The sequence below is a fragment of the Pseudomonas sp. Z1-14 genome, from assembly GCF_051132005.1.
Classification (GTDB): Bacteria; Pseudomonadota; Gammaproteobacteria; order Pseudomonadales; family Pseudomonadaceae; genus Aquipseudomonas.
In genome coordinates, this window is the sequence record NZ_CP071646.1 from 4,666,326 (window position 1) to 4,678,957 (window position 12,632).

Here is a 12,632-nt window from a genome sequence, read left to right on the forward strand (position 1 = left end):
TCTGCCAGACTTTTTACCCTGCGATGACCCATGGCTGATTCCGCTTTTTTCTGCACCCTGTCCCACGAAGGCGTTCTCGCGGTCCGCGGCGTGGACGCAAGCAAATTCCTGCAAGGCCAATTGACCTGCAACCTCAACTACCTGAGCGACAGCCGGGCCAGCCTCGGCGCCCGTTGCACCCAGAAGGGCCGGATGCAATCGAGCTTCAGGATCCTGCTTGAAGGCGACGGCGTGCTCCTGGCAATGGCCAGCGAATTGCTCGAACCGCAACTGGCGGACCTGAAAAAATACGCAGTGTTCTCCAAATCCAAGCTCACCGATGAGAGCGCCGCATGGGTTCGTTTCGGACTGGAAGGCGCCGATGCCACGCTCACCGACCTGGGCCTGGAACTGCCGGTCGATACTGACAGCGTGGTTCGCCATGAATCCTTGATCGCCATCCGCGTCTCTCCAGGCCGCGCCGAACTCTGGGCTCGCGCTGAACAGGCCGATACGCTGCGCACTCGCCTGAGCGCGAAACTGGCCGAAGGCGATCTCAACCGCTGGCTGCTGGGCCAGGTTCGCGCGGGCATTGGCCAGGTCATGCCGGCTACTCGCGAGCTGTTCATTCCGCAGATGCTCAACCTGCAGGCCGTAGGGGGCGTGAGTTTCAAGAAAGGCTGCTACACCGGCCAGGAAATCGTCGCGCGCATGCAGTACCTCGGCAAGCTCAAGCGCCGGCTGTATCGCCTACAGCTGGAGGCAGGCGAGCTGCCAGAGCCGGGCACTCCGCTGTTCTCCCCCACTCACGGCAGTTCCATCGGCGAAGTGGTCATTGCTGCCCGCGCCGAACAAAACATTGAACTGCTGGCGGTGTTGCAGGCCGAAGCAGCGGAAGATGGCAATTTGCACCTCGGAGCTTTGGAAGGACCCGCGCTACAATTGCTGGACTTGCCTTACGAACTGGACCGCGACCGCGAAATCCAGCGTTGATCGCAACATTTTGTCGCAACACCCTAGAGAACCGAAATGAGCGATTTGGCGGATAAGGTCCAGCGGGATTTGGTGGCGGCCATCGATAATGATGACCTGGTCCTGCCAACATTACCGGAAGTGGCCATGCAGATTCGCCGGGCCGCCGAAGACCCGGAAATCAGCGTCAGCAACCTGAGTAAAGTGATTGGTCGTGACACCGCCCTCTCGGCGCGCCTGATAAAAGTAGTCAACAGCCCCCTGCTGCGTGCCACCCAGGAAGTAACGGACCTGCACACGGCCATCACGCGGCTGGGGGTCAACTACAGTAGCAACCTGGCGATCGGGCTGGTCATGGAGCAGATATTCCACGCTCGCTCCGAAGTGGTTGAGCAAAAGATGCGGGAAGTCTGGCGCAAGAGCCTGGAGATCGCCGGCGTCAGCTATGCGTTATGTCGCAGCTACACGCATCTCAAGCCCGATCAGGCGGCGCTGGGTGGACTGGTCCATCAGATCGGCGTGCTGCCGATCCTGACGTACGCCGAGGACAATAATGAACTGCTGTCGGACCCGGTCAGCCTCAATCACGTCATCGAGACGATCCATCCCGTGCTGGGGGACAAGCTGCTCAGTGTCTGGGAGTTTCCGGAACGGTTGGTGAAGTTGCCGGGGCTGTACCTGGATTTCACCCGAGACTCGAAGCAACTCGATTATGTCGACCTGGTGCAGGTTGCCGCGCTGTACTGCTACAAGGATGCCGACCATCCGCTGAGCAGGATTGACGCGTTCGGGGTTCCGGCGATCAGGAAGCTGGGCATCGACCTGGACAACAAGGACCGCTGCGCGGATATCGAAGAAGCGCGGTCGATGTTTTATTGAGCAGGCAGGGCAATGAATGTGTGTTGGTCACAATCTGTGGCATTCGGCTCGGGCTCATTCTGAGCCTGGAGCAAAACTCACCCGCACCTTCAATCCGCCCTCCTGCCCATCATGCAGGGTGATCTGCGCCAGATGCGCACGGCAGATTTCTCCGACAATTGCCAACCCCAATCCCGAGCCGGCCACTTGCTGGTTGCGCCGATAGAAGCGCTCGAATACCCGTTCCCGCTCAGTCTCGGGAATGCCCGGGCCGTCATCCTCGACTTCCAGTACCGCCGGCGCGGTGACCCGCAGGATCACGTTACCGCCCGAAGGAGTATGGGCCAGGGCATTGTCCACCAGGTTGCTCAACAGCTCGTTGAGCAAAGTCGGTTCGCCCCGTAACCAGACGGGTTCATCGGCTTCCAGGGCCAACGCAACCCCACGGGCATGGGCCAGTGGCGCCATGGCCATGCCCAGTTCTCGGGCGAGCTGGCTCAGGTCGAGCAATTGTGCACCGCCTTCGGCAATTGCCCGCGCGCCGTTCTCCACCCGCGCCAGCGACAGCAGTTGATTCGCCAGATGGGTCAAGCGATCAGTGCCCTGGGCGGCGGTTTCCAGGGTTTCGCGCCAGGTCGACGGTTCGCTGGCGCGCAAGCCCAGCTCCAGACGAGCCTTGAGCGCCGCGAGTGGCGTGCGCAGCTCATGGGCGGCATCGGCAATGAATTGCGCCTGGCGTTCGAACTGGCCGCGCAGCCGTTCGGTGAAATGATTGAGGGCACGTACCAACGGCCACAATTCGTGCTGGACTTCCACCAGCGGCAACGGCCGCAGATCGTCCGGCTGGCGTTCCTCCACCGCCGTGCGCAAGCGTTCCAGCGGGCGCAACGCCGCGCTGACCGCGAACCACACCAGCAACAGCGCGCCCACCGCCAGCATGCCCAGCCGCAACAAGGTATCGGCCATCAAGCCGCGGGCCATGCTGACCCGAGCTTCTTCGGTTTCCGCCACGCGGATTTCCGCCATGCCGTTCATTTCGGGTTCGCTCACGGCCTTGAGCAGGCTTACCACGCGCACATTCTGCCCTTGGTAACTGGCGTTGTAGAAACGTGCCAGCGCCGGGTAATCGTCGGTGCGCGGCGTACCGGGCGGCGGCCCGGGAAGATTCTCGTAGCCGGAGATCAGCTTCTGGTGGATGTCGTTGACTTGATAATAGATACGTCCGGCACTGTCATAGGCGAAGGTGTCCAGAGCGACATAAGGTACGTCCGCGCTGAGGGTACCGTCGCGCTGCGAAAGACCGGCGGCGATGGTTCGGGCCGACGCCAGCAGCGTCCGGTCGTAGGCCGTATCGGCGGCTTCACGACCATTCCAGTAGGCGCTCAGGCCACTGGCGAGCATCAGTACCACGAGCAACGAAGCAAGGTTGCGAAGTAGCCGCCAGCGCAGGCTGTCGGGCTTATGCATCGCGGTTTTCCAACAGATAGCCCAGCCCGCGGAATGTCACGATTGCCACCGCATGGCCGTCGAGCTTCTTGCGCAGGCGATGGACATAGATTTCGATGGCGTCGGGGCTGGCCTCTTCGTCGAGGCCGAACACCTGGGCTGCCAGTTGTTCTTTGCTCATCACCCGCCCGGGCCGGGCGATCAACGCTTCCAGGACAGCCTGCTCGCGAGAGGTCAGGGTCATCAGTTCCTCGTCGAGGGTAAAGCGCCGAGTGTCCAGGTCGTAGACCAGTCCACCACAGCGCTGCTGCCGCTCGCCACCCAATACGCTACGGCGCAGCAGTGCCTTTACCCGCGCCTCAAGCTCGGTGAGTTCGAAAGGTTTGGCCAGGTAATCGTCGGCGCCGAGGTTCAGGCCATGGACCCGATCCTTGACGTCGCTGCGAGCGGTCAGCATCAGCACCGGCAGCGTCTTGCCCCGCGCCCGCAAGCGCGCCAGCACCTCGAAGCCGTCCATGCGCGGCAACCCGACATCAAGGACCGCCACCGCGTATTCCTCGCTGCTCAAGGCCAGATCGGCGGCCACCCCGTCGTGCAGCACATCCACCGTCAACCCTGTGCTCTTGAGGGCCTGGGCGACACTTTCGGCGAGCTGCAGATGGTCTTCGACGAGCAGGACACGCATGGGATTTTCCTCGATTCAGGGATGGTCGGGGCCATTCTTTGGCGCGGAGTTTACAGCCGCATCCGCCACTGTGAAGCTCAAAATCATCCTGACAGCTTTTGAAAGGTTAGCGAAAGGTTGGGCCGCTAGAGTCGCTCCACGGACAGTTTCGACTGCCGGTCGCGAAACACATCGCGAAACGAAAAACGCCTCGAAGCGTTTTCGCCGAATAAAAACAATAAGCGGAGTATTCATCATGCTGTCCACACAGCTTCTGGCTTCAACGCCCACCCGCCATTCCTGCCCCAACCAGACTACCCTTGCCTGTGCCGCTGCGCAGACCGAACTGCCGCGTCTTTGAAACGCGTTTGCGGATCTGCACCGTACATGTTCTGCGAAGCCTGACTTGAAACACACAACAACAACTCCTGTGGAGACAAAAATGAACCTATCACTGCGCAAAGTAGCCTTGGCCGCCGGATGCCTGATGTTCGCCGGGCAATTGCTCGCCGCGGACCCATCCAAAGAGCCGAAGCGCCCGGAATGCATCGCACCCGCTGCCCCTGGCGGCGGTTTCGACCTGACCTGCAAACTGGCGCAAAGCGCGCTGGTCAACGAAAAACTGCTGACCAAGCCGATGCGCGTCACTTACATGCCCGGCGGTGTCGGCGCGGTGGCCTACAACGCGGTGGTCGCACAACGCCCGGCCGACGCCGGCACGCTGGTGGCCTGGTCAAGCGGTTCGTTGCTGAACCTGGCGCAAGGCAAATTTGGCCGTTTTGACGAAACCAATGTGCGCTGGCTCGCTGCCGTCGGCACCAGCTATGGCGCCATCGCCGTGAAAAGCGATTCGCCCTACAAAAACCTCGACGATCTGGTACAGGCCCTGAAGAAAGATCCGGGCTCGGTGGTGATCGGTTCCGGCGGTACCGTCGGCAGCCAGGACTGGATGCAGACCGCTTTGATTGCCAAGGCCGCCGGTATCGACCCGCGCAAACTGCGCTACGTGGCCCTTGAAGGCGGCGGTGAAATCGCGACCGCCCTGCTCGGCGGCCATATCCAGGTGGGCAGTACCGACATCTCCGACTCCATGCCACACATCCAGAGCGGCGACATGCGTTTGCTGGCGGTGTTCTCTGATAAACGCCTGGACGAGCCGGAGATGAAAGACATCCCGACCGCCGTGGAACAAGGCTACGACATCCGTTGGCCGGTAGTACGTGGCTTCTACCTGGGCCCGAAGGTCACCGATGCAGAATACGAATGGTGGAAAAACGCCTTTGACAAGCTGCTGGCCTCCGAAGAGTTCGCCAAGCTGCGCGACCAACGGGAACTGTTCCCGTTCGCCATGACCGGTCCGGAGCTGGACGCCTACGTGAAGAAGCAAGTGGCCGACTACAAGATGCTGGCCAAAGAATTCGGCCTGATTCAGTAATCGCCTCTGTTCTCGCGGCGGCACCGGCACAGTCGGCGCCGCCCAGGAGTTAGTCATGCTCGTCATCCAACGTATTATTGCCGCGGTGCTGCTGCTGGCCTGCATCGGCCTGGCACTGATGGCCTGGCCCTATCAGGCAGCCTTTTCCTATGAACCGGTTGGCCCGCGTGCCTTTCCCCTGCTGATACTCGGGCTGATGGGGCTGGCGCTGCTGTACATGCTGTTTCGTCCCACGCCCGTCGTGCACAGCGAAGACGATCCGCACCTGGACCGTGAAACCCTGCAGAAGATCGGTATCTGCGTGGCGCTGTTGCTGGTATTCGCCGGGACCTTCGAGCCCTTGGGATTCATCCTCGCCAGCATTCTGATCGGCGTGCCGATGGCACGTCTGTACGGCGGCCGCTGGGTGCCGAGCGTGGTGATCATCAGCCTCATGGCCATTGGTCTTTATCTGTTGTTCGACAAGCTGATGGACGTGCCGCTGCCCCTGGGCCTGCTCGGCGTCCTGGAGAATTGATATGGATACCCTGAATTATCTCGGCCAGGGTTTTGGCGTTGCGCTGACGCCGTACAACCTCGTCACCGCGTTGAGCGGCACGCTGATCGGTACCGTGGTCGGCCTGCTGCCGGGCCTGGGCCCGATCAACGGCGTGGCGCTGCTGATCCCGATTGCCTTCGCCCTGGGACTGCCGCCGGAATCGGCGCTGATCCTGTTGGCGGCGGTGTACCTGGGCTGCGAATACGGCGGACGTATCAGCTCGATCCTGCTTAACATCCCCGGTGAAGCCTCCACCGTGATGACCACCCTGGACGGCTACCCGATGGCCCGCCAAGGCCTGGCCGGGGTGGCGTTGTCGCTGTCGGCGTGGAGTTCGTTCATCGGCGCGTTCATTGCCACCTGCGGCATGGTGTTGTTTGCGCCACTGCTGGCCAAATGGGCGATCGCCTTCGGACCAGCGGAATATTTCGTCCTGATGGTGTTTGCCATTGTCTGCCTCGGCGGCATGGCCGGTGACCGGCCGCTCAAGACCTTCATCGCTGCGCTGATCGGGCTGTTCCTGTCTTGCGTCGGCATCGATGCGAACAGCGGCGTGTACCGTTTTACGGGTGACAACATCCATTTGACCGATGGCATCCAGTTCGTCGTGCTGGTGCTGGGCCTGTTCTCCATCAGCGAGATTCTGTTGCTGCTGGAAAAAACCCATCGCGGCCAGGAAGCGGTGAAAGCCACCGGGCGGATGATGTTCAACTTCAAGGAAGCGGCCTCGGTGTTCTGGGTGAACATCCGCTGCGGCGTGCTCGGTTTCATCATGGGCGTATTGCCTGGCGCGGGCGCGACCCTGGCCAGTGCCGTGGCCTACATGACCGAAAAACGCATGGCTGGAGCCAGTGGGACCTTCGGCCAGGGCGACAAGCGTGGCCTCGCGGCGCCGGAAACCGCCATCGGCGGCGCGGCCTGCGGCGCGCTGGTGCCGATGCTGACCCTCGGCGTCCCAGGTTCAGGCACCACGGCGGTGATGATCGGCGCGCTGTCGCTCTATAACATCACGCCTGGTCCCCTGCTGTTCCAGCAACAGCCGGACATCGTCTGGGGCCTGATCGCTTCGTTGTTCGTCGCCAACGTCATGCTGGTGATCCTCAACATCCCGATGATTCGTATCTTCACCCGCATCCTGGCCGTGCCGAACTGGGCGCTGGTGCCGGTCATCGCGATCATCACCGGGATCGGCGTTTACGCCGTGCACGCGACCACATTCGACCTGTTCCTGATGATCGGCATCGGCATCTTCGGTTACATCCTGCGCAAGCTGGATTTCCCGCTGTCGCCCGTGCTGCTGGGCTTCATCCTTGGCGGTCTGATGGAGCAGAACCTGCGTCGTGCATTGTCGATTTCCAATGGCGCGTTGGAAATCCTCTGGTCCAGCCCGATCACCTTCGGCTGCTGGGTCCTGACGGCAATCATGTTGTTCCTGCCGCTGCTGCGCATCTGGCGTCGTCGCAGTGCCCAGCGTCGTGCCCTGGCCAATGTCTGAGGCGACAACTTTCAGACAATGGTGGGGAACACCGCTGGTCGGTCTGGCCGGCGGTTATCTGGCCAGCCTGATCGGCTGGCCCTTGCCCTGGATGGTCGGCTCGCTGTTGGCGATCATCCTGGTGCGCTGTCTCACTCCCTGGCAACTGATGGAAATCCCCGGCGGCCGCAAATGCGGCCAATGGGTGGTGGGCATCGGTATCGGCCTGCACTTCACGCCAGTGGTGATGGAACAGGTCCTCAGCCACTTCGGCCTGATCTTCTTCGGCGCGCTGATCACCAGCGTGTCCAGCATCGTAAGTGTCTGGCTTATGCGCCGCACCGGCGAAGATCGCGCCACGGCCTTTTTCTCCAGCATGCCGGGCGGTTCCGGCGAGATGGTCAACCTCGGCGCCCGCAATGGCGCGATGCTCAGCCATGTTGCCGCGGGCCAGAGCCTGCGTGTGCTGGTGGTGGTGTTGTGCGTGCCGGCTGCCTTCAAGTATCTGCTCGGTGACGGCACGCCGGTGCAACACGCCACGGCGGTGGATTGGTTGTGGCTGGCGGTTCTGTTTCCGGCGGGTGCCCTCCTCGCCTGGATCTGGGAGCGCTTGCGCCAACCCAATCCATGGCTGTTCGGGCCCTTGTTGGTCAGCGCGGCGGTGAGCATCGGCTGGGACCTGCACATCGGCCTGCCCGACGGCGGCAGCCAGATCGGCCAATGGCTGATCGGCAGCGGCCTGGGCTGTCATTTCAACCGGCAGTTCTTCCGCCGCGCACCGTCGTTCATGGGTCGTACCTTGATTGGCACGGTGCTGACCATGCTGATCGCCACGCTTGCGGCCCTGGGCCTGAGCACCTTGACCCACCTGGACTTGCGCTCGCTGACCCTGGGCATGATGCCCGGCGGCATCGCCGAAATGAGCCTGACGGCGGAGACGCTGCAACTGTCGGTGCCGTTGGTGACAGCGCTACAGGTGATGCGGCTGTTGTTCGTGCTGTTTCTGGCGGAGCCGTTGTTCAGGTATTGGGTTCGCAGACCGGATCCGGACTTGTAGACCGAGTTGCCTTCATCGCGAGCAAGCTCGCTCCCACAGGGATTTGTGTTGCCCTAGAACCCTGTGGGAGCGAGCTTGCTCGCGATGGGGCCCGCCCGGCTAGCGCATCAAACCGGCGGCAAGCGCCAATCGATCGGCTGCTCGCCATGCTGCTGGAGAAACTTGTTGGTCCGGCTGAAATGCCCGCAGCCGATAAAGCCCCGATGGGCTGACAGCGGTGACGGGTGGACCGAGGTCAACACCAGATGCTTGGTCGCATCGATCAGCTTCTGCTTGCTCTGGGCATGAGCGCCCCACAGCAGGAATACCAGGTGCGGCTGGTGTTCGCTGACCACTTCGATGACTTTGTCGGTAAAGTGCTGCCAGCCTTTTTTAGCGTGGGCATTGGCATTGGCGCGCTCCACGGTCAAGGTCGTGTTGAGCAACAACACACCCTGGTCGGCCCAGCTCTGCAGATAGCCATGGTTGGGGATATCGATGTTCAGGTCGCGCTTCAATTCCTTGTAGATGTTCACCAGCGACGGCGGCGTCGGCACGCCCGGCTGCACCGAAAAGCACAAGCCATGGGCCTGGCCCGGGCCGTGGTACGGGTCCTGGCCGAGGATCACCACCTTGACCTTGTCCAGCGGCGTGGAATTGAGCGCATTAAAAATCAGCGGGGCCGGCGGATAGATTTCCTTGCCAGCGGCGTATTCACTGCGCAGGAACTCGCGCAACTCCGCCATGTACGGCTGGTCGAACTCGGCACGCAGTGCCTGCTTCCAGCTGGGTTCGAGTTTGATACGGTCGTCAGCGGTCATGGGTGCACCCGGTAGAAACAATGGGCGCACCCTAGGAAAGCCTACAGGGCTTGTCAATTGATCTGACGCCAATCCGGCACTTTCCCCCACAGCAGTCATACTGATCATTCAATTTTCCGATCGAGGTCACGATGAATCTGCACTTCGAAGAACTGACCGGCATCAACGGGGCGCGCCTGGGCGTCGCCACGCTGGATGCCGAAAAATCCTTGAACGCCCTTTCCCTGCCGATGATCAACGCCCTGCGCGATCGCCTCGACGCCTGGGCCCGGGAATCGCAGATTGTCTGTGTGCTGTTGCGCGGCAATGGTGCCAAGGCCTTCTGCGCCGGTGGCGAGGTGCGCAGCCTGGTCGAAGCGTGTCGCGCCCACCCCGGCGAAGTGCCGCCGCTGGCGGCGCAGTTTTTCGCTGCCGAATACCGGTTGGACTTCAATCTGCACACGTATCCGAAACCGTTGATCTGCTGGGGCCATGGCTATGTACTCGGCGGCGGCATGGGCCTGCTGCAAGGCGCCAGCACGCGAATCGTCACGCCGAGCAGTCGACTGGCGATGCCGGAAATCAGCATCGGCTTGTATCCGGACGTCGGCGCCAGTTGGTTCCTGTCGCGCCTGCCGGGCAAGCTTGGCCTGTTCCTCGGCCTTACCGGCGCCCACATGAACGCCAGGGATGCCATCGATCTGGGCCTGGCCGATCGCTTTCTGCTCGATGAGCAGCAGGATGACCTGATCGAAGGCTTGTTGCAGCTTAACTGGCAGGAACAGACCGAGATGCAGCTCAACAGCCTGCTCAGGGCTCTACAGCAAGAAGCACTGCCGCAACAACCCGAAGCCCAATGGTTGCCGCGTCGGCAGCAAATCGATGAGTGGCTGGATGTCAGCGACGTGCGCTGCGCCTGGAAAGCCCTCAGCCTGCTGGTGGATCATCCGGACCCATTGATCGCCCGGGCAGCCAGGACCATGACCGAAGGCTCGCCGCTGACGGCGCACCTGGTCTGGGAGCAGATCAGCCGCGCCCGCCCTTTGTCATTGGCCGGTGTGTTCCGCATGGAATACACCTTGAGCCTCAACTGCTGCCGCCATCCGGAATTCAGCGAAGGCGTGCGGGCGCGGTTGATCGACAAGGACCACAAGCCGCGCTGGCATTGGCCGGATATCAATCATGTGCCGCAAGCGGCGGTCGAGGCGCATTTCCATAAGGTATGGGAGGGGCGGCATCCGTTGGCGGATTTGTCCAATGAGTAACGGACCTGCTTTTGGTGGGCATACCTTTGGTGAAACCCGCCTCCTTGTGGGAGCGAGCCTGCTCGCGATGGCGTCGGCCCTGACAGTAATGCTGTGTCGGGGATACCGCCTTCGCGAGCAGGCTCGCTCCCACAGGGTTTAGAGGGTTAGCTTTACGCAGGCACAAAAAAAAGCGGCGCTCAATGCGCCGCTTTTTGCTGCCGATCCGTCAGCGATGACCGCCCCGTCCGTCATGACCACGTCCATCATGGCCACGTCCCCGATGATCATGCCCACGGTCACGTCCGCCCCGGCCGCGACGGTCGTCATTCCAGCCGCCCCGGTCCCGGCCGTCCCAACCGCCCCGATGCGGATAGGGGCGATACGCCGCTCGCGGTGGCGAGTAATAGCGTGGGCCATGCTGGTAGTAGCGTGGAGCCGAGTAATAACGCGGCGCCGGCTGGTAGTACCGTGGTGGAGCGTAATAGCCACGCGGTGCCGAGTAGTAACTTCCACCGCCGCTGTAATAGACCGGCGCCGGTGAGGTGTAGACCTCGGAACGGTAATAGCTGGAGCCTCCGTCGGAGTAAGGCACGCAGGCCGAAAGAGTCAAACCGAGAAACGCAATGAGCAGCAGTCGTCGATACATGGCGGCCTCCTGGACCGCGGATGGGCCACATCAGCGACGCTGACGGGCGGCAGTCATCTATTGGGGTGACTGACGATTAATCTGACAGCGAAATCGGAATCTGGTGCGACGTTGCAATAACTCGAAACATGTAGCCTTTTGCTTCATTGCGGTGCGCCACGGCACCACAACAACGCATGAATCCGCTTGAGGTACGCGCCTTCCTGGCATGCGGTCGCTCTGGACCGGGGCTTGCGCGTACTTGGCACGGCTCTCGCTTTAACGAACCTTGTGCAGGAGTCATCACAGGTTCGCGGCACCACAATTTGCAATGGCTGACTAGGGTTCCGGCTCGCCTCTGGCGAGTGGCTGGTCCGAGAGTTGGCGACCTCCAGTTGAGGTTACACGGCGGGACAAAAGCCCGGGAGACAAGCCACCGTTCGCGGTGCCGCGTTGCTCCTGTCCGCCCTTGATCAACTGGAGAACCACCATGCTCAAGCTTCGTCTGTCCTCACTGCTCCTCGCCGCGCTTGCGGCCTTCGCGAGCATCCCATCCCACGCCGCGCCCAAGGACAATTTCAGCGTCTGCTGGACCATCTATGCCGGCTGGATGCCCTGGGAATACGCCGGCAGCCAGGGCATCGTCGACAAATGGGCGAAGAAATACGGCATCACCATCGATGTCGTGCAGCTCAACGATTACGTCGAATCCATCAACCAGTACACCGCCGGTCAGTTCGATGGCTGCACCATGACCAACATGGACGCCCTGACCATTCCCGCCGCCGGCGGCGTGGACAGCACCGCACTGATCGTCAGTGACTTCTCCAACGGCAACGACGGCATCGTCCTCAAGGGCGAGGGCAAGAAAGTCGCCGACCTCAAGGGCATGGACGTCAATCTGGTGGAATTGTCGGTGTCCCACTACCTCTTGGCTCGGGCCCTGGACTCGGTCGGCCTCGCCGAGAAAGACCTGAAAGTCGTCAACACCTCCGACGCCGATATTTCTGCCGCCTTCAACACCGACCAGGTCAAGGCCGTCACGACATGGAACCCGATGCTCTCGGGCATCAAGGCCCAGCCGGGTGTCAGCGAAGTATTCAACTCCAGCCAGATTCCCGGCGAAATCATGGACATGATGGTGGTCAACACTCAGACCCTCAAAGACAACCCGGCCCTGGGCAAGGCACTGACCGGCGCCTGGTTCGAAGTGGTGGCGCTGATGAACGCCAGGAACGCAGCCGCCAATGCCGCGCTGGAACACATGGCCAAGGCGTCGGGTACTGATCTCAAAGGTTTCCAGGCGCAACTGGACACTACCAAGCTGTTCGCCACCCCCAAGGAAGCCCTCGCCTTCGCCACCAGCGAACAACTGCCCGCCACCCTGCGCAAGGTCGCCGAGTTCTCGTTCCGCCACGGTCTGCTGGGTGAAGGCGCCAAGGATGCCGACGCAGTGGGCATGGCGTTCGCCAATGGCGTGACCCTGGGCGACAAAACCAACCTCAAGCTGCGCTTCGACCCCACCTACGTGCAACTGGCCGCCGACGCCAAGTTGTAG

Annotated in this window: 12 protein-coding genes and 1 riboswitch; of the genes, 8 read left to right on the plus strand and 4 right to left on the minus strand. The window is 61.8% G+C overall.

What is annotated here, in order from left to right; genetic code table 11:
- Positions 1-30: 30 nt before the first annotated feature.
- Entirely contained in the window at positions 31-972 is a 942-nt protein-coding gene (locus tag J3P89_RS21535; protein WP_434695592.1) for a YgfZ/GcvT domain-containing protein, read from the plus strand.
- A 36-nt stretch (positions 973-1,008) separates the two neighbouring features.
- Complete coding sequence (locus J3P89_RS21540; protein ID WP_434569494.1) at positions 1,009-1,830, plus strand: HDOD domain-containing protein; 822 nt, start codon at positions 1,009-1,011, stop codon at positions 1,828-1,830.
- 54 nt (positions 1,831-1,884) lie between these two features.
- Here J3P89_RS21540 and J3P89_RS21545 read toward each other — a convergent pair whose 3' ends face one another.
- Both J3P89_RS21545 and J3P89_RS21550 read right to left on the minus strand, forming a co-directional pair.
- Positions 1,885-3,276 carry a sensor histidine kinase gene (locus J3P89_RS21545; RefSeq protein ID WP_434625444.1) on the minus strand — a complete coding sequence of 464 codons (1,392 nt, stop codon included), beginning with the start codon at positions 3,274-3,276 and terminating at the stop codon, positions 1,885-1,887.
- Positions 3,269-3,940, minus strand: coding sequence for a response regulator (locus tag J3P89_RS21550; protein WP_305496222.1), 672 nt, complete (start codon positions 3,938-3,940; stop codon positions 3,269-3,271). Before J3P89_RS21550 ends, J3P89_RS21545 begins: the two co-directional genes overlap by 8 nt.
- Positions 3,941-4,361: 421 nt before the next feature.
- Here J3P89_RS21550 and J3P89_RS21555 point away from each other — a divergent pair, with 421 nt between their 5' ends.
- The 4 genes from J3P89_RS21555 to J3P89_RS21570 are packed head-to-tail and all read left to right on the plus strand — an operon-like array spanning position 4,362 to position 8,423.
- Positions 4,362-5,354, plus strand: a complete 993-nt coding sequence (locus tag J3P89_RS21555; protein ID WP_434569497.1) for a Bug family tripartite tricarboxylate transporter substrate binding protein — start codon at positions 4,362-4,364, stop codon at positions 5,352-5,354.
- 55 nt (positions 5,355-5,409) lie between these two features.
- On the plus strand, positions 5,410-5,871 hold the full coding sequence (locus J3P89_RS21560; RefSeq protein ID WP_305496223.1) for a tripartite tricarboxylate transporter TctB family protein: 462 nt from the start codon (positions 5,410-5,412) through the stop codon (positions 5,869-5,871).
- Between the two features lies 1 nt (position 5,872).
- Complete coding sequence (locus J3P89_RS21565; RefSeq protein WP_434603045.1) at positions 5,873-7,387, plus strand: tripartite tricarboxylate transporter permease; 1,515 nt, start codon at positions 5,873-5,875, stop codon at positions 7,385-7,387.
- Positions 7,380-8,423 (plus strand): AbrB family transcriptional regulator, encoded by a 1,044-nt coding sequence (locus J3P89_RS21570; RefSeq protein ID WP_434569499.1) that lies wholly within the window; start codon positions 7,380-7,382, stop codon positions 8,421-8,423. The genes J3P89_RS21565 and J3P89_RS21570 overlap by 8 nt, the downstream gene beginning before the upstream one ends.
- A 107-nt stretch (positions 8,424-8,530) precedes the next feature.
- Here J3P89_RS21570 and ung read toward each other — a convergent pair whose 3' ends face one another.
- Positions 8,531-9,223: a uracil-DNA glycosylase gene (gene ung / locus J3P89_RS21575; RefSeq protein ID WP_305496226.1), complete on the minus strand. Its 693-nt coding sequence runs from the start codon at positions 9,221-9,223 to the stop codon at positions 8,531-8,533.
- A 131-nt stretch (positions 9,224-9,354) separates the two neighbouring features.
- Between ung and J3P89_RS21580 the strand changes: the two genes are divergently transcribed.
- A complete protein-coding gene (locus J3P89_RS21580) occupies positions 9,355-10,467 on the plus strand; it encodes an enoyl-CoA hydratase/isomerase family protein (protein WP_434695593.1) in 1,113 nt (370 codons plus the stop codon).
- A gap of 208 nt (positions 10,468-10,675) precedes the next feature.
- Here the strand turns inward: J3P89_RS21580 and J3P89_RS21585 are convergent, their stop codons facing one another.
- Complete coding sequence (locus tag J3P89_RS21585) at positions 10,676-11,095, minus strand: hypothetical protein (protein ID WP_305496228.1); 420 nt, start codon at positions 11,093-11,095, stop codon at positions 10,676-10,678.
- Positions 11,096-11,402: 307 nt separating this feature from the next.
- Positions 11,403-11,504, plus strand: a riboswitch (guanidine-I (ykkC/yxkD leader).
- Positions 11,505-11,564: 60 nt separating this feature from the next.
- Here J3P89_RS21585 and J3P89_RS21590 point away from each other — a divergent pair.
- Positions 11,565-12,632 carry a putative urea ABC transporter substrate-binding protein gene (locus tag J3P89_RS21590; RefSeq protein WP_434695594.1) on the plus strand — a complete coding sequence of 356 codons (1,068 nt, stop codon included), beginning with the start codon at positions 11,565-11,567 and terminating at the stop codon, positions 12,630-12,632.

What these genes read in the sequence shown, in the direction of transcription:
- J3P89_RS21535 (WP_434695592.1), top strand. Translation starts at nt 31, where the DNA reads ATGGCTGATTCCGCTTTTTTCTGCACCCTGTCCCACGAAGGCGTTCTC.
- J3P89_RS21540 (WP_434569494.1), top strand. Translation starts at nt 1,009, where the DNA reads ATGAGCGATTTGGCGGATAAGGTCCAGCGGGATTTGGTGGCGGCCATC.
- J3P89_RS21545 (WP_434625444.1), bottom strand. Translation starts at nt 3,276, where the DNA reads ATGCATAAGCCCGACAGCCTGCGCTGGCGGCTACTTCGCAACCTTGCT.
- J3P89_RS21550 (WP_305496222.1), bottom strand. Translation starts at nt 3,940, where the DNA reads ATGCGTGTCCTGCTCGTCGAAGACCATCTGCAGCTCGCCGAAAGTGTC.
- J3P89_RS21555 (WP_434569497.1), top strand. Translation starts at nt 4,362, where the DNA reads ATGAACCTATCACTGCGCAAAGTAGCCTTGGCCGCCGGATGCCTGATG.
- J3P89_RS21560 (WP_305496223.1), top strand. Translation starts at nt 5,410, where the DNA reads ATGCTCGTCATCCAACGTATTATTGCCGCGGTGCTGCTGCTGGCCTGC.
- J3P89_RS21565 (WP_434603045.1), top strand. Translation starts at nt 5,873, where the DNA reads ATGGATACCCTGAATTATCTCGGCCAGGGTTTTGGCGTTGCGCTGACG.
- J3P89_RS21570 (WP_434569499.1), top strand. Translation starts at nt 7,380, where the DNA reads ATGTCTGAGGCGACAACTTTCAGACAATGGTGGGGAACACCGCTGGTC.
- ung (WP_305496226.1), bottom strand. Translation starts at nt 9,223, where the DNA reads ATGACCGCTGACGACCGTATCAAACTCGAACCCAGCTGGAAGCAGGCA.
- J3P89_RS21580 (WP_434695593.1), top strand. Translation starts at nt 9,355, where the DNA reads ATGAATCTGCACTTCGAAGAACTGACCGGCATCAACGGGGCGCGCCTG.
- J3P89_RS21585 (WP_305496228.1), bottom strand. Translation starts at nt 11,095, where the DNA reads ATGTATCGACGACTGCTGCTCATTGCGTTTCTCGGTTTGACTCTTTCG.
- J3P89_RS21590 (WP_434695594.1), top strand. Translation starts at nt 11,565, where the DNA reads ATGCTCAAGCTTCGTCTGTCCTCACTGCTCCTCGCCGCGCTTGCGGCC.